The organism is Humiphilus diazotrophicus, assembly GCF_059726315.1.
The window spans coordinates 5,355,009-5,378,491 of sequence record NZ_AP040870.1 but is presented as its reverse complement, the minus strand read 5'-3'; the positions used below and the strand labels follow the sequence as shown (position 1 = coordinate 5,378,491).

The window sequence follows — 23,483 nt, the reverse complement described above, 5'->3', positions numbered from 1 at the left end:
GCAAGTATGGACAACTCAAGTCGGACTGTCCAATTTTTATCTGCGAGTCACAAATGGCAACGGCAGCATCCAGGGAAGCCGGATACTGCCGTTATCTGTAGTTTCTACATTCAGAGAAAAAATAAGAAAAGTGAGATAGCAATACCCGTGATTCAGCTTGTTTTGCGGCATTGTGTCAGGGCTGGCCTTCAGGCGCCGCGGCGATGCTCATAACGTTGGATAGACATCCTCGGTAACAAATGCAGCAGGAGGCAGGGCTGCGCGAACATTTGTAAGATATTGCTTGAGTAGTCTTGGAGCTGAAGGGGTAATGGCAGAACGCGTGAATGAGTATAGATTCAATGCTTTTACACCTTTCGTCAACATTAGTTACCGAGAATGTTCCACTCCCACCAAGAAGACAGTTTTCGGCAGGCCTGAAGGCCTTCCCTGACACACAGCAAAAGCCAATCCGCCTTTAAGATTCTGGTTGCGTTCAAAACTTTTTGCAATTACCAGCTCGGAAGATGTAGAAACTCCAGGCAACGGCAGCATCCAGGGAAGCCGGATACTGCCGTTATCTTTTCAGGCTAGAGGCAATTACTAAAACTCAAACCTTGCCGTTAGCTGTAGCTGACGAGGAGCAGAATCTCCTCCGAGGAAAGCTCCCATAATGCTGGTTGGAGTATTGGCCGTTGTGATAATTCGCCCGAAGTTCCCGCTGGCAAAATCATTCACAGGAGAATCAAGCGGAGTGTGGTTAAGCAGATTGAAAGCCTGCAAACCCACCGTAACGCTCGCTTTGTCTCCAGGAAGCTTTGTGGCCTTATAGAGACTCATATCCGTGTTCGTATAGATAGGCCCACGGAATTGGTTCCTTCCCTGCTGGTTGAATCTGGTAGGCGAAGCAAAATCCGCAGCATTCAAGCATGGGGATCCGTTTAGCTTGGCAGCACTGCGATCGCAAGAGGACACGCCGCGAGGGCTGGGAACAACCTGCGCGGCAAATACGTCACCGCTATAGTTATTCGAGCTCAGAGCCGAACCTATGTTACTGTCGATAACCGAGAAGGGCATTCCTGTCCTTCCGAAAACAGTACCGGCAAGGCGCCATCCATCAGAGATCCTTTGTGGACCATGGAATCGGGGAATGTTCACAATGTAACTGGCAGTAAAGTTATGGCGTACGTCGTAATCGGCGTTTCCGTAATTGGCATTGATATTGAAGGGATTCTGGGGATTCAAGAGACTCGCGGCGGTTCCTCCGCTATACTCGCCAAAGCCTCCGTTGGAGATCAAATCCAATGCGTGACTGTACGTATAGTTGAACTGCACCGTGGCATAACGAGAACGATGCTGCACCTGAGCCGTCAAGCCGTTGTAGTTTGACGAACCAGCATTGGTCACCTCTGTTATGGTGCTGAAAGCTGCATCCGTCGGCTGCGTAGGCAGACTGCCAAAACCATAGGCATTCAATCCGCTATTGCTGATGGGCTCGCGATATCCATGGTTTCCTACATAGTTCAGGGTAACAACCGTACTATGCGGAAGTTGCTGCTGCAAGGACAGGCTCCACTCAACGTAACGGGGATTATGAAAATCCTGTACCGTGTTCGTAAAGCTTGGGGGAGCAAAACTCGATCCTGCACTACTCACAGCATTACTGATTTGCTGGTAGTTGTAGCCCGCAGTGAAACCGCTCCGAAAGGCAGCTGCAGATTGCGCTGCAGCAGTGGAAGCACTATCGGTCAAGCTGGGATCAAGTGAATATATCCGGTTCAAAGCCGGTCGAGACGATACAGTAAAGCGAGGATCGTTCGGCAGATTTGCCAACGCCATATCAGCCAAAACAGCGGGGAGGATGTCGGTGAACATTCCTGCACCTCCACGAACAACCGTCTTCGAATTGGGACCGAAAACGGACCAGGCTACACCCAAACGGGGCTGGAAAACCAGAGCATCCAGCGAGTGCAATGCCGAATTGAGTCCTGTCTCAATAACCTGGTTATATGGCGTGATTACATCGTGATTCAGAGACAGGAAATCCGTCCTCAATCTAGAAAAGCAATTTGTATGGCAAACCGGGTTAGACTCCGTATCGCTACGGAGCGATAAAGTCACCTTCAGGACAGGAGTGACATTCCACTGATCCTGCACATAGGCACCGAGGAACCATAGAGAAACAGGCTGCGTCCGCCGAACAGGGAAATTCTGTCTCCAGTTATCGCTAATGCCATTTGCAAAATCCGCGAGCTGTTCACCGGAGATCAATCCCACGGTACCCGACGACGGGCGATAGTTTGTCATGTTGGCACGACGGAAGTTAATACCGGCCTTGATCGTGTGCTTTTCCTTGATCCAGCTCAAGTCGTCGATGAATTGGTACTGAGTAACGTTGCGGCCACCGGGATAGCTATAGTTGTTGCCTCCTAAAGGAGCAAAGACACTTCCTGAAAACTGCAGCGTTGCAGGAAAGAGTGCGAGAGCCTTGTCCAGCTGCGGATTGCTTGAGGTTCCACGATAGTACATCGTGGCAAATATAAACTGATTGGTCAGATTGGGAGTAAAGATGTGGCTCTCATTGAGTTGCCCTTCATACTCCGGTTGTTTACTGCTGGCATTGAAGAGTGAGTTGATCGGATCGGTATAGCTGGACTGTAAGCCTTTGTCGACTTTGAAATGTGCAAAGAGATGATCACTGGCTCCAGCTTCATAATCGACGCGTCCTGAATAAATTGTCTCACTCGTAGAATTGCTTGCACGGGAGCGGAACTGCACAGCGCAAGGTTGTCCACCTCCGCCGAAAACTGTTCCATTAATCGTCAAGGTCTGGCCGTTGCAACCGCTGGTATCGCCGCTCGTCACGCCAATCGCCGATGCAGCTCCGGGTGCCCCGTTATATATGCCAAAGAGGTTCTTGTAAAAATTCAACTGCGAAGGCTTGGCCTGAGAGATATTTGCCAACACCGCCTGTTGAAAAGCCGACGATGGGATATAAACAAAGCTGCTGGTGGGCAGGACAATCCGAAGGCCCTCGTTATTGAAGAAGAAATGCAATTTATCTTTTGAATGCGGTACAGGTCCACCAACTGATGCGGCCCACTGGTTCACATTATCGAAAGGACGAGGAGTAATCGGAGTGCTCTGCTTATTGAAATAGTTGTTGGCATTGAGAATGCGTCCATTCCACCAGTACACGGCATTCCCGTGGTACTGACTTCCCCCGGACTTTGTCAGTTCCGTGATGTAGGCGCCGGAAGAACTTCCATACTGACCTTCATAGGCAGGGCTTACTACGGTCACTTCAGCAATATCATTGTTTCCCAGTAGAAGATTGCTGGCGGCAGAGTAATTGACATTGATTCCGTAAGTGTCTTGAAATCCGCCATTCACGGTGAAAACATTCGAGCTGCCAGGAAGACCGAAGACCGTAAAGTTTCCTGTACCGGATTCCGTGTTCATCAAGGCGCCAGGGGCTACCTGTGCCATATAAGTTAGATCGTTTCCCGGATTCGGCAGATATTGCACCTGCTGCTGATCGAAGGCCGTGGAAATATCTGCGTGGTCAGTCTGTAACAAAGACTGTTCTTCCGTCACCTGAACAGTCGTAGCAGCACTGGCAATCGATAAGGTAACGTTGAGCGTTGTCTGTTGCCCGACCTGAACGGTAGTGTCCCGATCGGATGCAGAAAAACCACCCTCTGTTACTTGGAGATGGTAGTGCCCTGGCTTAAGCAGGGCAAAGCGATAAGCTCCGGAACTGTTGCTTATCGCGGAAAATGACTCTCCAGAATCGGTGTTCTTCAAATGCAATGCGGCATTGGGGATTGCTGCACCACTGGAATCCACGACAATACCGGCCAGATCTCCCGATATAAGAGATTGCGCACCTGATACATTCGTCATGGCCAGAACAATGGCAAATACAGCAAGTAAAACTGCTTTTCGCATCTTTGTACCTCACGACAGTTGAAACTTTGGGGATAAATGGAAAAAGCCCACGATCTAGGTCGTGGGCTTTTTAGAAAAATTCTTGATCGCTAGCTAAGAACGGCGACACAGAACACCACGACACTGCCAAATGTGAGGCAGACAACAACAAGCGCGGTTGTGATCCATGTGCAACATTACCTTTACTATACCATCCACTCTCTAGATTCAGTTCAGACAGTTCCGGATGCGGGAATTTGCCGGAAAATCCGGATTCATCCACCGGCGACACGCGATACACTCGTAATCGTGGTACGACGCAAAACAACGCTACTGCCGGGCATGGACGGACTCTCGGAATCCGACGAAAAACCCGTTTCCCCATCGACAGCCAAGATGCGTATGTTGCGCACCCTTGTTTGCGGCTCGAAATACGAGCGCAAAGCTCGAGAAGCCGGGGCAAAGCTGATTGCCGGCGTCGATGAGGTGGGACGAGGATGCCTCTTTGGTCCTGTCGTGGCAGCAGCGGTTATTCTGCCTGAAGGTTGTAGAATCCCCGGACTGCGCGACTCCAAGCAGCTTACCGAAGAGGAACGTGAGCGTCTCGCAATTCAGGTTAAGAAGAAAGCTCTGGCCATTGCCATAGAAGAGGTCGATGCCGAAACAATCGACCGCGTCAATATTTACCAGGCAACACGCATGGCGATGACAGCAGCCGTTTTGCGGCTGGTACCCGCGGCAGATCATCTGCTAATTGACGCTATGCGCCTTGACCTGGAGTGCCCGCAGACAAGCATCATTTATGGAGACTCACTCAGCATCTCCATTGCGGCAGCGTCCGTTGTGGCCAAGGTCTATCGCGATGACTTGATGCGCAAGTTGGATAACGAGTATCCAATGTATGGCCTGGCATCGCACAAAGGTTATGGCACACCGGAGCATCGTGAAGCCTTGCGTCTCTATGGGCCTACCCCGTTGCATCGTAAGAGCTTTCGACCCGTCGCCCAAGCCTCCCTGCCCTGGGATGACACCCCAACCACAATTACAGAGGTTGCGGTCGAAGCAGAAACAATCCTAGAGGAGCTTTAATTTTGACATTCAGGATGATGTGCGTCGGAGCTCATCCCGACGACGAGAGCGGAGCCTTCGGTGGAGCGCTCCTATTGGCGCATGCAAAAGGTATCGAGACACAGGTACTTTGCTTAACCGACGGCAAAGCAGCATCGAATCGCGGCGAGGCAGCTTCGGCAGAAGAACTGGCACAGATTCGCAGCCATGAACTTGGGGCAGCCAATGCAATTCTCGGAGTAACACGCTGCGAACAACTGAATTTTCCGGATGGGAAATTGCAGCACCAGCATTTCAATGAACTCGTCGGAGCGATTGTTCTACGCATCAGAACTTGGCGACCGCAGGTCATCCTTACCTTTGGTTCCGATGGAGGAGCAAATCTTCATCGCGATCACACGGTTGCAGGATTGGCCACCGCCGCAGCCTTCCACTGGGCAGGGCGCAGCCAGTTTTTCCCTGAGCTAGAGATCGAACCTTATGCTCCGCAAAAGCTCTACTATTTCTGCTCACCTTTCGTCTTGGGCAAAGACGCAAAAGATATTCCGCGAACGCCCTATTCTTTGACCTTGGAACTTGGGGAACTGAAGAATCGCAAGATCGATGCCTTCCGAGCCCATCGCTCACAGGCGCCTATCCTGGACCGCTTCGGAGAAGAGATGACTCATCGGTACTTCGGTCTAGAGCGCTACCAGCTTGCCGCTATCAGCTACGAACAAGAATTCCTCGCCGGAGAAGATGACTCCTTCTTCTCTGGAATTAAGGAAGAGTCCTAATAACACTCCGATCATTTGCCGCAGTGACAGGAAGAGAGCGAAACGCCCTCTTCTCATCCTTCTATTCCAATTAAGATTGTTGCTCTAAAAGGGATTCCAGCCATCCTTCCCTTTCAGAAATTTCTGCGGGGCCCACTGCTTTGCTTCACTCTCCGTAAGCTGATGAGAGTGTGACTCGCGCGCTGATGGATTAGCACCTGGTCCGCTAGAGTTGTACTCCGCGTAGTAGGCCGTGGCTAAAGTAGACTTCCCAAAACGCAGCCATTCAATCCATCCGGAAGGAACTACGGGTGCATCCATTCGGGTATTCAGATAAACAACCGTAGAATAAGGCCTCCATGCCCGTCCCAAAGCAATAGATCGTGCATTGGCACCGGCACTCAAAATGGAATTGCTAATAACGTAGCCGCTCTCTTGCTCCGGATAATGCTTGCTTTGAGCCGTGTACATTACATTGCTATCCGCGATTCCGTGCAATTCGCAATGGTCGAAGACAGCCATACTATCGCCAAAGATGAAATCCACTCCTCCGGCGATGTAGTCGTTAACAAAGTAATGTCTGGCAGGAATACATGGGCCGTAGTCGCCGTAACAAAGTTTAGCTGTCGAAAAGAGTGTGTCTTGCGCGCCAAGAATTCGCAAATTACGGAAGATTCCGCGATCGCCTAATGCTGCCAGAGCCACAGCCTGTCCATGTGGGCCAAGATCATTCGCAATTGTCAGGTGATCGATCGTCACATCGTCTGCTTCAACAAACACCGTTGCACTGGCAAAGGTCCCACCATTCTTCGGGCCATTGTTGAAAACGATCGTAGTCTTTGTTAAATCCTCTTCGGTTCCATAAAGGTGTACATGCGGTTTCCGTATCGTCACAACCTCACGATAGGTTCCGGGAGCAACGGAAACCTCGCCTCCAGCTAAAGGAAGCGCATCGATGGCCTCCTGAATGGTATGAAAATCTGCTGTTCCATCCACTGCAACATGCAGGCTCGCCCGGATACCCGGCTTCTTTGGAGCGGCAAACTTAGGAGCATCCGTCGAGGACGCAACCGATGTAAAGTCTGGGATGGAATCGCAGGAAGCGCCATCTTGCTGTTTGATCCCTTCTTCAGAGATTTCCCCTTTACCCTGGACAACTGCATGAACGAAGGTAATGGGATGCTTCGTAACATCAGAGGTGCCAATCGTCTGAAGGGGTGAGGCAACATTCTGCATACAGACGTCCTGCGCTCGAATTCCCTGCATCTTTCCCCGCTCCTGCCCATGCAGATTCAAAGTAATTCCCGCTTCAGTTCCTTTTATGGTTACATTTTGAAGATCGATATCTCTTGTGTCTCCGTATTTTTCATCGCCGAAGAAAATTCCCTTCCCTCCATAAACATGAAGGTCATGAATCCGCACCTGCACGGTGGAGCCCAGAATGCTTGGCTTTAGGCTCAGAGCTTCTCCTGCAACTCTGATCCAGGTATTGTCCACGGCAGCAGCCACCGCATTGCTCAAGAGCATTCCTGTAACATTTGCGGGCGATTGAGGAGAATCGATCTTTACCCCGGAGGAACGCACTCCCATACTCTTGAAGATCGAAGCATGAACACCAGCAGCGTTACGTAGAGTCACGCGATTCAGGAAGTAGCTCTGCGACTCATAGCTGGATACGAGATCGGGAGTACTGATCGGCTTCCCGCTCGACAGCGATTCTGCCTGTAGATTCCACCACGACTTCTTCTGCCCCCGAAGCGGCTGGTTTGCTTGTCCATCGATCACACCTGCTCCATCAATCCCTGCAAAGGGTGCCTGATAGGAAAAGACAAAGGGCTTGCAAGTCGGGACTTCCTTCTGAGGTCCGCCGCAGCTCATGGGAGCAAGATCGTAGTCCCTGGGATTCCGCGAGGCATAGAGAACGGCTTCCGGTTCGAGAATAAGCGTAACCGACCGAGGAAGGATCAGAGGTGCAGAGAGAAATGCATGCTGTTTCCCATTTGCTCTCAGCACGACAGCTTGTTTAGGACCACAATGGTCGAGTGCAACCTGGATACGTTCGGTATCGACAGGCGCCCCTGCCAAATCCACAAAAGCAGATCGCGCCACTAAAATAGCGCATGCCTGAGGTGTAGCCGATTGGCTCTCTTCAGCCCATCCAAGCGCTGCTGTGCCAACAAAAAAGGAAAGGACTGCCGCCTTCAAACACGACCGAAACGTATGCATAACTATCCAGAGATACCCCTGATTGGTGAAGGTTCACAAGCCCTATGAACCCGCCATTCAGTTTATCTGTGGATTAGTTCCACATCTTGAGAGATTGCCTCTCTCATCTCAAAATCTGGCGCAAACGCTCTAGGATTGGCGGAACCTGTAGAGTGAGCACCGCTCCCCGCGTCCACCAAATTCATTCGCATTTTTATCGGCTTGGTCGTATTCGACCCTTGCGGTCCATAACAATTGAAACCGGTTTGGATCTTCGAACAGGTAGCCACATTTCGGATGAATATAAAGCACATCAATCGGCGCAGGAATCTCCCGTTGCAGCTGTTGCAAACGAGACAGGATGGGTTCCAGGATGCTTTCACCAAACGGGTTGTACAGGAAAATCAACAGGGGGTGACGGGGAAAGGAATACTCCAAAGCATCCACGTGGTGTATAGCAATCGGGCACCGAGCACGTCCATGCACTACCCATTTCGCAACATTCGAACGCGCCGTATTCACCAAAGCTAAATCAAACTCAACGCCCTCGACCTGGTGAAAAGGAAGTTCCGAAGCCAACAACACAGCACGTCCCATACCGCACCCCAGATCGACGAAGACATATTCTTCGATGCCTTTGATCTGAGACGGAATCAGAGACTGCCACTTTTGTGTGGCCTGCCGGAAAAGGGAAGGTGCGACGCCATGATAGGTGTACCTTCCATCCCGCTCTTTGCGAAAGACCACACCGCTGGTTTGGACCTCGTGCTCCACGTCGAAAGGATGCCGTACCATTCGTACCGGAGGTCTGTTGGGCAGTCCTAACGCCCTCCTGGAGCCGAAAACAACTGTCTGCCACATACCTCGTTGCTCGAGTGACCGATTAAGCGCCTGATGGATTTGCCGCAAGTTCATGCAAATTCAGTATATTGAGATTTGTTTATTAATCAGTAATCTATAGATTAATCAATAGTAATCAAATGATACCGTTGCTTCTGATCGGAAGGAAGTGTTTTTTGGCCCTTGGCCGAAGATTGGATATATGGCGAGGAAACTAGAGCAAACCAGCGTAGATGTATCCCGAGCCATAAATCCTTGTGAAGGTTTTCCGTTAAGAAAACCTTCACATCACCATATTTGGGCAGGACACAGTAACGCTGGTCTTGCTCTAGTGAGAGGAAGGCATCTCTGTATTGATACGCGCTGCTAAATGATCGACGGAGGTTGTTCGTGACATTTCTTCCAGCTCCTTGTCCAGTTCGGCTTCATTGACGCCGATTTTGTGACAAATTAGGCGAAGGACTTGGAGTATTTTTGTCACTTCTTTTTCAGACAGCAGACCGATCTGAAGATTCAATTGATCGCGTTGATCTGTCCTACGTTGCATTCGATTCTGTTTCATCAGCACGAATGTACTTAGAAGAACACCTTCAACCGAAACGATCATGCACAAAAGAATGAAAGGATAGGGATCGAATTTTGGAATTCCAGGAATTACTCCGCAGTTGATCGAAAACCATACGACAAACCAGAGAACGTGAAGGCCCACAAAAAAGATGCTTCCGGAAAATCCGGCAATGGCATCTGAAACTCGCTCCACGAAATTTTTCCTTCCCTCGAAGGCTCGTTCCAATTCAACAACACTGCGAATATTCGCTTCTACCGGGCCCAGGGACCCAGGCTGGAATTGTTTTTCCTTCTCATGATTGGCCAAGCGTTCTCCCCTCTCGCCTTGGTTCCCGTATAGGACAAGCTATTGTTGCGATGCGTTCTTTCCTTTGCCGTAGCCAAGGAGGCACAAAGGGCTAAGAAATCGCCATAAGTCACAGCGTTGCCTTGGTAGTTCAAGAAGACAGCCCTCCGTAATAAACGTCTCTTGCCCATAAGAAGGCGTCTTGTTTGAAATAATTGCTTTCTGCTAGGAACGATTGAGACGTTGTCATCGAATGTTTTTAGGAAACTTGACGATCTCGATTTTCCTTCTGAAGGTGTCCCTTAAAGCTATCTCATTTGGAATTCGGGAGAACCCAACAGGAGTGCCGTCATCGTGTTCAGCACCTGCGCCGGATCTTGCGCACCGGAGGATGGAAGATTCTGCAATTGCTGACGAATCACGGAATGTGTCTGCACGGAGACTTTTCCATTGATCAACATCGATTCCATGAGACCGAGAGCTTCATCTTGTCCACTTGGTGCCGTTGAGGTGGATTCCGCAATTCTCAATGCATGAGTATTTCTTGTCCCGGAAGTAGCAGGACGGGCAATGAGCCCTGCAGCCAACAGATGTGGAGCGTCGAACTTCATTCCACCCATCTTGCTATTCCCCAGCGACAGAGCAAAATTCAGGCGGTCGACTAGCGCTCCTGTGTTCATCCAGTGATCGGCTGTCATCGGATAACCGGTAGGAGGAAGCATCTGATACAGAGGTTCTCCCATCCGCTGGAGTGTATAAACCAATGCTTCGGGATTGGTTGGAGCCGTATCGGTAGCACGGAAAGCCGATGCAACAAACTCCAACGGAGTCTTCACCTTGGCACGGTAGTATTTCGGGGACCAAAACTCCGGTGAGTGATACATGGTCCGCAAAACCTCTTTGATATCGCCATCGGAACTCAGAAACGATTTGGCCATCCGGTCTACCAGCGAGTCGGGCGGATTATCGGCTACAAAGCGTTGCGCCAATTTGAAGCTGATGAAACGTGCCGTCTGCGGTTGAGCTGCAAGCCAGGCCAATGCGCGCTCTCCCTCGGCATAGCCATTCTCCGGAATTGTCTGCCCAAACCAATTTTTCTCTCCGGGCTCGTGCCGCTTCGGATCGAAGAGAAATCCTCCGCCGAATTCAGGACGATCCACTGTCCATCCCGTGAGTATCTTTGACAGGTTCGTTACGTCGGTTTGTGTATATCCACCGTTTACGCCAACGGTGTGCAGTTCCATTACTTCACGGCCGTAGTTTTCATTCAAACCACGTTGTACAAAATTCTTCTGCCCTGGCTTCGGCCTCCCAGCAACAATGGAATCCGGACCAATGGATTGCCAATTGTCCAGATAGACCAGCATGGCCGGATCTTTCGCTGTAGCTAACAAAAGATCACGAAATTTCCCTAGGGCATGTGGACGGATCGTGTCCCGTTCATAACTTGCGGTATAAAACCTGTCTGCATCCTTGTGAATATAAACATTGAAGTGATTGAACCAGAAATCCGTCATCACCTCCTGTAGCTGACGCTCACTGAGAATCGCCCGCACGATTTTAGCCTGCATCAACTCATTTGCAACCGCATTGGTTGCATTTCTAAAGTTTCCGGCCATTTCATTGAAGATCTCACGTTCACGCGGGGTGAAATCTCCCATCAGCTGATTCTTCTGGGCCGGCTGAAGATTCTCAGTCAGAATGATGCGGTCGTCTACTGACAGCTGCAGAATCATCGGCATGCGCTGATTCTTGGGAAGGACCAGCAGCTGTTCTGCCAGAGTTAGAGCTCGGGCCTGATTTATCTTCTTCTTCTCAGCCTCTTGTTCTTGTAGAGCTTTCTCCTGCTCCGGAGTCAGGGGAGCCGTTTGCTTCTGCCCGGCTTCGTTCTTCGCCTTCTCCGCCTCGGCCTTGGCGATCAGTACTTGATAAATTGCCGCAGTCGTGGGATCGGTTGGATACCCGGCCTTTCCTAGCATCACCTGACGAAGCATTTGCTCAGTAGGCATGAGCGATAAAAGCTGCGCGGGCTTAAGCGCCATTGCGGGATATTCACTGAGCCGCTTTTCCAACCCGGAATCGTTAATTTGTCCGGGATTGAGTTGTTGTTCAAACCATGAATCAGGCCCCATCTTCTCAACCAACGGAATGTCGCTGGGACGCGGCCCAAAGGTGAACCGGTTCAGGACGTGTGCCGCGCGCTCCTCATCGGTGAGGGGTGCTCGCGGTGATTCAGACGGAGAGATTTTTGAATGACTTTTATGGGAGCCCACAGGAAGACTCTTCTTCGAGGCGCTCTGCCCCATGGCCAGAGTGGGGATAAGAACCAGGCTAAGCAGTGAAGCAGAACGTAGCATAGGCAAACTCCGTCAAGGGTATGAACCATACTTCCGGTGAGGAGTTGCGGAAGGATCAAGAAATCCCAAAGCTTACAATCTCAGGCTACGGCTTTTTGCAGACGACGCTGCCGCCAGGCGATAAGTGGTCTGGATATCAAGAAAATAAACAACAAAACGGTCAGATTGAGAGGCTTCAGCACCCCCGGCTTTACGAGCCACCAGAAATGTAGAATCCCCAATACCCCGGCTACATAAACCAGGCGATGTAAAGCTTGCCAGCGCTTTCCGCCTAGCTTACGAATCGACCAGGTGGTCGAGGTCAATGCCAATAACAGGAGGAGAAACCACGCAGACATTCCTACCAAAACATAACGATGCTGTGAAATATCGGAAACAATCGCGTTCACATTGAAATAGGCATAGAGACCTATGTAGGTGAGCAAGTGCAGAGAGGCATAGAAGAAAGCAAATAGACCCACAAGGCGCCGAAAGCGAATCAGCCAATTCAATTGAGGAACGAGCTTTCGAACCGGGGAGATGGCCAGAGATAAGACTAGTAACCAGATGGTTGTGTCACCGGTAGTAAAGGTAACAGTGTGAGTCGGATCTGGTCCCAAAGTGCTGCTAAACGCCTGATAGCACAGCTTGACTACCGGGGACAGGCACATAGCCCAGACTAGAATTTTCAACCAAATGATCGTGCGATTCCCCATGAAACCTTTCTTCGTATCTTTCTTCTAGATCCCTCTAGTAGTACTTTTTCAGATCCATCCCCGAATATAGATTCGCGACCTGATCGGCATAACCGTTGAACATCAGCGTTGTACGCTTCTGGTGAAACAGCGATTCACCGATACGCCTCTCGGTCTTCTGGCTCCAGCGGGGATGATCTACATTCGGATTTACATTCGAATAGAAGCCATATTCATCCGAAGCCCGATCATTCCATGCCGTATGCGGCTGCTTGGCGACAAAACGAATTGCGACAATGGATTTAGCGGATTTGAACCCATATTTCCAGGGCACTACGATGCGCACCGGAGCGCCATCCTGATTCGGCAACGTCTCGCCATATAGCCCGAAGGTCAACAAAGTCAGCGGATGCATCGCTTCATCCATTCGCAGACCCTCGGAATAAGGCCAGTTCAGAGCTACCTGGTTTACCCAAGGCATCTGTTTAGGATCATATAGAGAAAGAAACTGTACATACTTTGCCGAGCCGAGGGGTTCGCATTCCTTAATCAACTCCGACAACGAATACCCAACCCACGGAATCACCATGCTCCAGGCCTCTACACAGCGCAGCCGATAAACACGATCCTCCAAGGGACGGAACTTCAATAGCGTCTCGATATCGAACGTCCGGGGACGCTGCACCAAGCCCTCAACACGAATCGTCCAGGGACGAACTTGCAAATGCCCTGCGTTCTTGGCCGGATCGCCCTTGTCTACGCCAAACTCGTAAAAGTTGTTGTAGCTGGTGATGTTTTGAAGAGAAGTCAACGGTTCTCCGGTCGTCGTTAAGGAACTCTTGACAGTCTGCAAACGGGTACCAGCCTGTGCCCCTATCGAAGGAGAGATCATCTGGCCAAAGCGTTCGACACCAAGGATTCCTGCACCGGCGGCAGCGGCCTTAGCCAGAAACTTCCGGCGATTCAGATAATCGGCCTTGGGGGTAATCTCAGATGACGGGATGTCGTTGGGTTTCCGCAGGATCATGGCGTATCTTCCTTCTTTGACGCTTTTCGGACTGGTTTACGTTTCGGCGCGGCAGAAGCTGTTGCTTGAAATTTAATTTTTAGATCATCCAAACATAGGACACATGGAAGGTAGAAAGGTTACAGAAAAGATGGAAACACTGACCTCTGCGAGAAAAGACACTCTACGGCAAGCCGCTGAACTGCTCCTCGAAGCACGCCGGACCAAGCAGCCGCTTACCGAGTTGCCTGAAGCGCTCCGGCCCCAATCCAAGGAAGAAGGTTACTTCATTAACGATGTGATGGCATTGAGCTTCGGAGAGATTGGCGGATGGAAGATCGGGGCCAGTTCCCCTGACGTTACCCCCACCTTCGGGCCTATGCCGCTCGCCCTGGGCTTTGCTCCCAGCGGAACGACCTTGGGAGGGACTCTTCGCCGTCTGCGTGGATTGGAAGCAGAGCTTGCCTTCCAGATGGGAAAAGACTTGCCGCCTCGCACCACTCCATACTCCCGGGAAGAGGTTGTTGCCGCCGTCAAGATGTGCACTCCTGCCATCGAAGTCCTGGATTCAGCCTTTGCGGAACCGGACAAGACCGACAAGCTCTCGGTAATGGCCGATTTGCAGGTGAATGGTGGATTTGTCTGGGGCACGCCCGTTGAGAACTGGCAATCGATCAATCAGGCTGAAGAAGAAGCGGCCATGATCGTAGATGGCGCGGTTCGGAAGCAGGGAGTCGGCTCCAACTCTGCGGGCCACGACCTGTTCCGGATGGTGGTCTGGCTTGCCAACGAAGGCTCCTACCGGACTGGAGGACTGAAGGCTGGTCAGTGGATCACCACTGGTAGCTGGACTGGCAAGACCTGGGCAAACGAGGGATCCGAAGCCATCGCCCGCTTTGCACACTTTGGTACCGCCACCTTACGTTTCGCCTGATCTTGATATCCGCAGCAGGGCCCGGCTCTCCTATCGAGATTCGGGCTCACTGTACCTTTGCTACGTAAGAAGGCTTTTCTTCAAAGGGCCAGGTTCTCTCGCGAAAAGTGCGAACCAGGAAGACCGCGATACCTGTAACTCCCACCACCGCAGCAATCCCTAATTCCCGGCCGGCAGCATGGCGAGATACAAGGATAAAGACAAATCCTGCAAATGCTGCTAATGGCGGCAACGGATAGAGCCATAGGCGAAATGGCCTTGGACGATTCGGCTCACGCCACCGTAGAAGAATCACTCCCGCATGTTGCAGCAGAAACTGCAGGATGATGCGAATTACCACCAAAGCCGCGATCACCTGCGGTAAGGGAAAGAAGCAAAAGACCGTAGCCACCAACCCCAAGGAAAGTAAAGAACGATGTGGGAAACCGTGCTTGGGGTGTAATGCAGACAAGGCGCGGAAGTAGTTTCCATCCTTGGCAGCAGCAAAGGGCACACGCGAATACCCCAACAGCAAGGAAAATACTGAGGCAAAGGCGCTCCAAATTACCAGTGCCGCCACCAGCCTTGCAAACGATGGTCCCCATGCTTTCGCAACCGCTGTTGCTACGACAGCATAACGATTCCCCGATGCAATCTCGCTGGCAGGTAATACTCCAAGAACACTGATATTCATTGCCAAATAGAGCAGTCCGACCAAAGCAATAGATAACAAAACAGCCCTAGGGATATTCCTCCCCGGATTTCGAACCTCCGACCCCAGGAAGCAGACGTTGTAATACCCCCAGTAGTCGTAAGTAGCAATCAAAGTCGCCGCGCCTAGCCCTTGGAAGAAAGCCGCATTCCATTGCAGGGCGTGAGGAGGCAGAGTGAAGGCCAACTGCGCATGGAAATGGGTAAAGCCGGAAATGATCACAAGAGCAAGAGTCAGCAGGACTCCGGCAAAAAGCATCCAGGCTAGACGGGCGATTGCGCTGAGATTGCGATAGAGCAAGGCCAGAACCGTCAGGCAGGAGCCCGCAGCCACAAGACTCGTCCAATGCAGCCAGGGCGTAGAGGGATGCACCGGCGTGCTCAACACAGGGAATAGCCAGGCGGCGTATTGCGCCAGACCAATACAACCGGAGGCAATAGAAAGCGGTGCACTGAAGCTGAGCTGCCAAACAAAAAGGAAGGAGGCCAGACGGCCCCAACGGTTTGCGCCGTATATCTCTCGAAGAAAGGCATACGAACCGCCCGCGTGAGGCATCGTTGCCCCTAGTTCAGCCCAGACCAATCCATCGCAGCAGGCAATCAGCGCCCCGAAGATCCATGCCAACAGAGCCTGAACGCCCCCCATTGCAGAGACAACCAGCGATAAAGTCATGAACGGCCCGACACCGATCATGTCGAGCATGTTCAGAGCCACTGCGCTTGGCAGCCCGAGTTGCCGGTGGAGATGAGAGGACTGTCTGTCTGAATCTTGCATTAGAGCATTCTAGCTTTCACGATAGCTCCGTCGAGACCGTTTCAAATGAGTCTACGGACAATCTCTGGCATCAGTTAGGTTTATATAGGCGTTTACTTTGCGAAGGTACTGAGCTGCCTTTCAGTTCCAGCTCTGTACGGATTCAGTCTTTCAAAAGCCAGAAATGATTAAAACCGAACGGATTGTACACTTCTTCCTAAGGATGAAAAACCACCCGACCTGGATTCGCCGTTTTGCCGCGGTACTCTGCGCAGTGCTGCCTGCGAGTGCCGGAGCCCAAACTGTTCCCTATGCCACCGAGATCACTCCCGATATCCGGACAGGCAAGTTGTCCGAAGATCGTGGCACAGCCGGACTTGAACAGACCCTGCATAAACTGAACACCTGGGCCAGCCTCATGTTGATTACGGCCCACCCCGACGACGAAGACGGCAGCATGCTGGCCTACGAAAGCCGGGGACTGGGTGTACGCACCTCACTCTTGACGCTCACCCGCGGCGAGGGTGGACAGAATGCAATGTCCGGAGAAAGCTACGACGCTCTCGGACTGATCCGCACGCAGGAACTGCTGCGCGCCGACGAGTATTACGGAACCCAGCAGTATTGGGGCACAGTGGCAGATTTCGGTTTTTCCAAAACTATTGAAGAGTCCTTCGATAAATGGGGTCATGAGCGCGTCCTTTACGATGCCGTTCGCGCTGTCCGACTGAATCGGCCTCTCGTCGTCATGTCCGTCTTTGTCGGCGGAATTACCGATGGACATGGACAACATCAGGTCTCAGGCGAAATCACACAGGAAGTCTATAAGGCCGCAGGCGATCCCAAGGTCTTTCCTGATCAGATCGCCGCCGGACTACGTCCCTGGTCTCCACGAAAGGTTTACTCGCGCACCCCATTCTTCCCTGTCAGCCCTAAGGGTATGTTCGACTACGCCACAGGGAAATGGGCTCCCGTGCGGTTTCGCAACCATGTCGATGGCACCTGGAGCGACAAAGCTCCGGAAGTAAATGTAGAAGTACCAGCAGGCACTTTCGATCCGGTTCTGGGACGTACTTATGTCCAAATTGCGAGAGAAGGATGGGGCGAACAAAAAAGCCAGAATGGCGGTGGATTCCCGGTGCTGACAGGACCTGCCAGCAATCCCTATCATCGTTGGGGCTCCCATGTATCTACCTCCACGCACGAAAAGACCTTCTTTGACGGAATCGATACCTCTCTGGAGGGAATGGCTGCGCTCGCGCCCGGTAACCCTGCCTTTTTGCGTGAGGGACTCAAGAAAATACAGTTGAGTGTCACCGCTGCTCTTTCCGGTTATGTTGCTACAGAACCGGAAAAGATCGCTCCCCAGCTGAGAGACGGACTCCTTGAAACACAAAAACTGTTCGATGCAATAAAGGCGAGTTCCCTTTCCAACGATGCCAAAGCAGATCTGGAACATGAACTGAATATCAAATTAGTCCAGTTCAACACCGCACTCGCAGAAGCGCTCGGACTTGAAGTAGCTGCCGTCAGGACGCAATCGAACAGCAGTGAGGGATTATCTCTCGGCAATCAGACGCCTCAAGCTGTCATTCCTGGCCAAAATTTTTTCGTCCGTGTTCATGCGACTGCTGCCAGTGCAGCGGCAAAGCTGATGAAAGCAGAGGTCTCCACTCCCGAAGGCGAAAATTGGAAGGTAGAAAAACAAGGTGGAGATTCAGTAGCAAGTACAGATACATTTTTCAAGATTCTAGTACCAGATCATGCCCGGCCTACCGAGGCTTATTTCAGCCGCCCGAATATCGAACAACCCTACTATGACGTGCAAGACCCCCGGTGGAGAAATGCTTCTCTCGCTCCCTATCCGGTCAGCGGGTGGGCCGAATTTGCTTATAACGGCATTACGATTCGCATAGGAGAAGTGGTACAAACCATCCATCGTGTTCAAGGACCAGGATCAATCCAGGAACCGCTCCTGGTTACACCTGCCTTGGGCATATCTCTCGATCCAACCGGCAGCGCCGTTCCTCTTAGTAGCAAGGCCTTCACCGTTACAGCAAAAGTACATGGACAGATTCCCGCAGAGGGGCAGGTACATCTGAAGTTGCCGGCGGGCTGGAGCTCCGAACCTTCATCGGCACAATTCCAAATTACCAAGGAGGGTGAAGAAGTTGCGCTTCCATTCACGATTCACCCCCAAACGTTCGAACCCAAACTGTACACGCTGGAAGCAACTGCGGAAAGTAACGGACACGAGTACAAACAGGGATGGCAGACAGCAGGTTATCAGGGAGTGCTACCCTCAAATCTCTATCGTCCGGCAATGAGCCATGTTCGGGGAGTCGATGTGAAGGTCGCAGAAGGGCTTCACATTGGATATGTCATGGGCACGGGAGACGATGTTCCCGCAGCAATCGAAAGCCTGGGCAATACCCCGCATTTGATTACCGATGCGGAACTCGCCAACGGTAATCTGTGCGCATATGACACGATTATTATCGGTATCCGCGCCTATTCGGCTAGACCTGCCTTAAGCAAATGGAATCGGCGTTTAATGGATTTCGTCGAACGCGGAGGCAATCTGGTCGTTCAGTACCAAAGCTCTGACTTCCCTACACCATATCCGTTATCGCTGGGGAATCTTCCAGAGAAGGTTGTCACGGAACAGGCACCGGTTCATCTGCTTCACACAGAGAATCCATTGCTGTGCCAACCGAATGCGATTCATCAGGAAGACTTCAATGGCTGGGTGGAAGAACGAGGACATTCTTTCGCAGCTTCGTGGGATTCCAAATACACATCACTGACCGAAACAGCCGATCCGGAACAAGACCCGCAAGAGGGAGGAATTCTGACGGCTCCTTACGGCAAGGGACGATACACCTACGTTGCTTATGCTCTGTATCGTCAGTTTCCCGAGGTAGTACCAGGAGCTTACCGAATCCTCGCTAATCTGATTTCGATAAAAGGAACTGCTCAGTAAAGAAGAAACCAGTTCGAACAACATGGCAGTCATGAACTGATATCCCTGAAAGAGAAAGGACCCGCCTACGCGGGTCCTTTTTGTTGGAGAGGGGAAGTCTTACGGTAGATAGTAACGAAGAGATGTTTCGACTACATGGTCGGTACCACGTGCACCGCCATTCGGATTTAGAGGACCGCCGGTGCCGGACCAAAGATCGCGCTGGAAGTGGCTGTACTGAATCCCCTGACGGAGACGTCCCATTGGTCCTGAATAGAAGTTGTACCAATAGCCAGCTGTAATTTCCTGCACGTCTTTATTCTGGTTTCCGCAAGTCGGGTTAACCGGATTGAAGCCGGTAGTGTTCGTTCCGCTGGGTACTGGTTCCGTGTTGCAACCAGACATCGCTGTCTGAGGAGAACCATATCCAACTCTTCCGAAGTAACGACGGTACACATAATCGCCGCCGTAGTTGAAGTAGAGGCTCAAACGAGAAGTGGGACTTGCTTCCAAAGTGCCAAGAGCGGAGAAGGCACGCAGCGGAGCAATCTGACCATCAGGACGCAGCGTAATATCTGCAATGGTCGAATCGCCGTAGCGGCCCATTCCCTGCCCCCACAATCCCTTCAAACCGATCGAAAGCTTCTTATTCGCTGCAGGAATGCGGAAGCCCCCGCCGACACCACCTACAGCAGTGCTGTCATTGTAGGCCCCTGCCGATGAGTTAGTTGCGCCATTGGGGTAAACACGATCACGGAAGAAGCGTCCGATACCAAAGAGTTCATAGTGTCCACGACCGGGTTCCCAAACAGCCTTAGCAATAAAGTCGGGAGCGAGGTTAAAGGAGTAATTAGCAGTGGAGTTATAAAGACCTCCACCAACGCCGGCGGAGCCGATCAACAGATTCGTCGGCAGATTGCTACCGGCAGGATTCAGAGTCTCGGCATTCTCCGCTGAAACTCCCAGCCATAACTTATTGGAGAAATTTTTGCTAACGCGGAATCCATACTGCCGTGTCCACACAAAGCCTGCGGTATATTGCGGATCAATTGTGCCAGGAAGAATTTCCGATCCGTTTGACATACCCTGCGATGTTTCAGTGGCCAGCGACCACATCTGTCCGCCAGTTACGGTCCAGCCATTGTTCATCGCCGCTTGAGCCCAGAGTTGACGCTGACGAACGACATAGCTGTTCGACTGGTTATTGTTCGAGGTGATGCCGGTACCAAGCCAGTCCAATTCGTAGTATCCGGTCAACGTCATGTTCGGCAGCTTGCCGACTGCCTTGAGAGCAATACGGGACTGACGCCCGGAACCATAGAACTCGCTTAACTGAGCCGCATCCGAATGTTCAAGAGGAACACCGGTAAATGGAGTATTGATGTCACCACCGGTAGCAGCGCTGCGATATACCGTCGCGGCTTCGATAAAGCTACCCGTTGGAGAAATCGTGACCCCCTTGAAGTGAATAGCATCGGGATTTTCAATCGCCTTCTTTACGGTCGCCTGTTGATCCTGAATTGTCCCGACGATGGAAGCTGTGTTGAGCTTGAGATCGCTCACCGAACTCTGAAGAGTAGAAACCTGAGTTGCATTATCAGCAACTTGCTGTTGTTGCTGATTCGCTGCTTGTTGGGCGGACTGTGCGGCCTGCTGCGCAGCTTGAGCCGCCTGCTGAGCTTGTTGAAGCTGAGCATCGCGATCTGAGAGCTGCTGCTTCAGGCCATCGATTTGGGAACGCTGCGAATTCAGATCGCGCCGCAACTCCTCGATCTGCGATTCAACAGATGGCTTCTTTTCTGCGGCCTTTCTGCGAACTTTCTTCACAGGCGCATGGTTGGAGGAGCCAGCCGTGCTTTGTGCATAGCCGACACCGACGGCGGTGGCGAGCACAATAGCAGCAAGCGCCTTAAGATTGGTTTTCATTGAGCCTCTCTCGAATTTCTTTTATTTTGTGTAGACCCGCCTAACTCCTGCGGAATCTTCTTTCTGGCAAAGTTCAGACCGCATTGAAGCTAATTGCAGGCCTCGGACTTCAATAATGGATACAGAACTTGCCAGAGCTCATCGTCTCAGCCCTTTGTGAATGTTCTGAGAAATTTCAGTGAATGTTCTCGAAAAACTCTGGCCCAGATATGAGGAAATATCGGAGATTTAACAGGTTAGGAAACAGTTGATAGTAGGCAGGAAGAAAACTGTGATTACGATCACCAGCTTGTCGGACAACTGTCACAGAGGAATTTTCAGGTACCTGCCAAGATATTTCCAGGTTGAATGATTCACTCAAGTGGGCAGAACAGGATTCGGATAACAGGATCCCTACACTTTTCGCAGTTTAGGTAGTGCAGTACTTGTTGTGGCAGTAAAAGTTGTCGGCAGTAGAGCTGTTGTAGGAAGAAATCTTTCGTAAGGCAAGAATTGTAGTACTAGCTTTTGCTTCAAGCTGATGTTCTTGCAGTGGTGTCTTGCTTTCGATGGAATTCGCAGTACCAGTAGTCCTGGAAGTAACGTAGTTGAGTAGTGCAAAGCAGTAAAAAAGTAGTAAAGCAGTTCAGCAGTCGCAACACAGGACCATCAGACCCGAGCAGTTAAGCGGGCACGCTATATAAACGCTCTCTCAAGCGGCAGCAGAAAACTCCGGCGCAGTAGACTCGGAGACCCTGCTGCCGTTTCCTTTCGAGAAATACGCCTAAAATCCCCTATATTACTCATTCTGCAAAATTTACCCCTTATTTCCTCATCTCCAGACTGTTCCCAACTGCCCGGCCATGCTAGGATGCAAATTGACCCCTATTAGAGATCGTCATCGCAGTGCGGGGCAGCAGGTTGTTCCTGAAGCAACGATGACAATCGCGCAGCAAAGGTCATAACGAGGTATTCCTAAGAATGCCCGTTCGCTGCAAACAATTTAAATCCCCATTGCGGGCGTGGCGAAATTGGCAGACGCGCTAGACTTAGGATCTAGTGGGGAAACTCGTGGAGGTTCAAGTCCTCTCGCCCGCACCAACCTACAGGCTTACACACCACAAATAAAACTGACTCTGTGGCTGCTCCCCGTTAAATCAATGAGAAGTCCCATCTGATCCTAAAGACTCCTCCTCAAAGCAGGTTCCCTGCCCTTTCTGAATTCTCGCTCATAAGTGGCTCAAACAGTCACAGCTTCGATATCCACCAGTTGCTGTCGCGCTTTCCTGATCTTTTGCTGCAGCCCCCAAAAGGAGAAAGCAAACATCACTACAATTAGAATCCCCTCGGTAAAATTCCAGGCATTTGCGAGTGCAGCAAAAATATTGCATACAGCAAAAATCGCCATAACCAAAGCGACTGCGATCCTTTTATTGCGTACTTTTTCTTTCAGGAAGCGCCAAGCGACGATTGCCAAGGGAAGAGTTACGGCTTCGGCATCATACTGCCGAATTCGAGGATTCAGTAGCATCGTTCCAATCAAGAGCACGGGCATCCAGTCGTAAATGGAAAGTCGTCCTGCCAAATAATGCCGTGAACAATACCAGAGCAGCAGCAAAACACCTGCGGCATAAAAGAGATAAAAAACCGTACAGATTGTCTGATAGCTATGCCCATGCGCCAAGAGCACTCCACCTAGTAGACCCGCAGGACTAAAGCCAAATTCCTTGTTATATAAGAACTCCAAATTCATCATCTGGAGATATTTCTGAAAAGCTTCAGGCCACATCCATCTCTGAGAGACAAACAAAACACTACTGAGAAAGCCTGTACCCGCTACTCGCCACCACTCGCCATAAGCTGTCAAAACAGGGATTACAAGTAAGGTAAGCATTGGAGGCTTAAAAAGAGAGGCTAAAAGTACTGCCCCATAGAACCATCTCCAGCTGCCGCACTTATAATCCCAGATCGCAGCGGCAGCAATCAGACCATAGAGGACAATAGCTATATTACCTGCCAAAAGAAAATCATCGTTGAGTAATCCAGGGAAAAATACGCAAAGCGGCGAAAGATAGCGGAAAATGCCCCATTCATTTTGAGAAAGAAAGTGCTCTTCACTCCATAGCAATAGCCACGCTCCCAAAACATAGGCTATCCAATATCCAGAAGCGCGAAGCCAGACTGGAATCTGACCGATTACACGCACTGCAAGCAACGTAATCGGCGGATAGATATAGTTCAGCGTACGTTCTTTCGTACCCCGAGCATGTTTTAGCTGTAGGCGAGCAATACCGGAATTATAGGGAGATTGACCTGAATGTACTTCAATGACTGTGCTCTCATAGACTTTTGCATCTATGCCAAAAGGGAATGCCACAGCCATACAAATCGCGGCGATCAGGGACATGAACCAAAGAAGTGAAACAGCATACTTCTTCTTGAGCAAAGACAAAAACCACGAACAGCTCATTTGGATAATTATATCGGGCCGACAAATCGGAGTATTTAGAGCAAGAAGCGATATCTCTGTTAGGAATTCCGAACAGTGAAGTTGTGGAAGTTAGTACTCGT

The 23,483-nt window shown here is 51.0% G+C and carries 14 protein-coding genes and 1 tRNA gene; 5 read left to right on the top strand and 10 right to left on the bottom strand.

Translation table 11 applies throughout. From position 1 onward, the window contains the following. Positions 1–582: 582 nt before the first annotated feature. Complete coding sequence (locus AC6I7T_RS22255; protein WP_497789894.1) at positions 583–3,930, bottom strand: carboxypeptidase-like regulatory domain-containing protein; 3,348 nt, start codon at positions 3,928–3,930, stop codon at positions 583–585. Positions 3,931–4,098: 168 nt separating this feature from the next. Here AC6I7T_RS22255 and rnhB point away from each other — a divergent pair, with 168 nt between their 5' ends. Both rnhB and AC6I7T_RS22245 read left to right on the top strand, forming a co-directional pair. Then, the gene (rnhB, locus tag AC6I7T_RS22250; RefSeq protein WP_497789893.1) at positions 4,099–4,998 is read left to right on the top strand and encodes a ribonuclease HII; all 900 of its coding nucleotides are present in this window, start codon (positions 4,099–4,101) and stop codon (positions 4,996–4,998) included. A gap of 2 nt (positions 4,999–5,000) precedes the next feature. Next, the gene (locus AC6I7T_RS22245; RefSeq protein ID WP_497789891.1) at positions 5,001–5,753 is read left to right on the top strand and encodes a PIG-L deacetylase family protein; all 753 of its coding nucleotides are present in this window, start codon (positions 5,001–5,003) and stop codon (positions 5,751–5,753) included. An 84-nt stretch (positions 5,754–5,837) separates the two neighbouring features. On the opposite strand, the gene AC6I7T_RS22240 is transcribed toward AC6I7T_RS22245, so the two are convergent. From AC6I7T_RS22240 to msrP, 6 genes are all read right to left on the bottom strand, one after another. Continuing rightward, a complete protein-coding gene (locus AC6I7T_RS22240) occupies positions 5,838–7,958 on the bottom strand; it encodes a pectinesterase family protein (RefSeq protein WP_497789890.1) in 2,121 nt (706 codons plus the stop codon). Between the two features lie 129 nt (positions 7,959–8,087). Next, positions 8,088–8,798, bottom strand: a complete 711-nt coding sequence (locus tag AC6I7T_RS22235; RefSeq protein WP_497789889.1) for a class I SAM-dependent methyltransferase — start codon at positions 8,796–8,798, stop codon at positions 8,088–8,090. Positions 8,799–9,105: 307 nt separating this feature from the next. Next, a complete protein-coding gene (locus AC6I7T_RS22230; RefSeq protein ID WP_497789888.1) occupies positions 9,106–9,651 on the bottom strand; it encodes a DUF1003 domain-containing protein in 546 nt (181 codons plus the stop codon). 287 nt (positions 9,652–9,938) lie between these two features. After that, positions 9,939–11,987 carry a DUF1800 domain-containing protein gene (locus AC6I7T_RS22225; RefSeq protein WP_497789887.1) on the bottom strand — a complete coding sequence of 683 codons (2,049 nt, stop codon included), beginning with the start codon at positions 11,985–11,987 and terminating at the stop codon, positions 9,939–9,941. An 80-nt stretch (positions 11,988–12,067) separates the two neighbouring features. Next, positions 12,068–12,682: a protein-methionine-sulfoxide reductase heme-binding subunit MsrQ gene (msrQ, locus tag AC6I7T_RS22220; RefSeq protein ID WP_497789886.1), complete on the bottom strand. Its 615-nt coding sequence runs from the start codon at positions 12,680–12,682 to the stop codon at positions 12,068–12,070. 34 nt (positions 12,683–12,716) lie between these two features. Then, on the bottom strand, positions 12,717–13,688 hold the full coding sequence (gene msrP, locus AC6I7T_RS22215; RefSeq protein ID WP_497789885.1) for a protein-methionine-sulfoxide reductase catalytic subunit MsrP: 972 nt from the start codon (positions 13,686–13,688) through the stop codon (positions 12,717–12,719). Between the two features lie 103 nt (positions 13,689–13,791). Between msrP and AC6I7T_RS22210 the strand changes: the two genes are divergently transcribed. Further along, complete coding sequence (locus tag AC6I7T_RS22210; RefSeq protein ID WP_497789884.1) at positions 13,792–14,601, top strand: 2-keto-4-pentenoate hydratase; 810 nt, start codon at positions 13,792–13,794, stop codon at positions 14,599–14,601. 46 nt (positions 14,602–14,647) lie between these two features. Here the strand turns inward: AC6I7T_RS22210 and AC6I7T_RS22205 are convergent, their stop codons facing one another. Beyond that, positions 14,648–16,066 (bottom strand): APC family permease, encoded by a 1,419-nt coding sequence (locus AC6I7T_RS22205; protein WP_497789882.1) that lies wholly within the window; start codon positions 16,064–16,066, stop codon positions 14,648–14,650. Positions 16,067–16,229: 163 nt separating this feature from the next. Here AC6I7T_RS22205 and AC6I7T_RS22200 point away from each other — a divergent pair, with 163 nt between their 5' ends. Beyond that, positions 16,230–19,028, top strand: coding sequence for a PIG-L family deacetylase (locus tag AC6I7T_RS22200; RefSeq protein ID WP_497789880.1), 2,799 nt, complete (start codon positions 16,230–16,232; stop codon positions 19,026–19,028). A 99-nt stretch (positions 19,029–19,127) separates the two neighbouring features. Here the strand turns inward: AC6I7T_RS22200 and AC6I7T_RS22195 are convergent, their stop codons facing one another. After that, entirely contained in the window at positions 19,128–20,933 is a 1,806-nt protein-coding gene (locus AC6I7T_RS22195) for a hypothetical protein (RefSeq protein ID WP_497789878.1), read from the bottom strand. 995 nt (positions 20,934–21,928) lie between these two features. On the opposite strand from AC6I7T_RS22195, the gene AC6I7T_RS22190 reads away from it, so the two are divergent. Continuing rightward, positions 21,929–22,013: transfer RNA gene (locus AC6I7T_RS22190), tRNA-Leu, on the top strand. Between the two features lie 139 nt (positions 22,014–22,152). On the opposite strand, the gene AC6I7T_RS22185 is transcribed toward AC6I7T_RS22190, so the two are convergent. Then, positions 22,153–23,382 (bottom strand): hypothetical protein, encoded by a 1,230-nt coding sequence (locus AC6I7T_RS22185; protein ID WP_497789877.1) that lies wholly within the window; start codon positions 23,380–23,382, stop codon positions 22,153–22,155. Between the last annotated feature and the right edge of the window lie 101 nt (positions 23,383–23,483).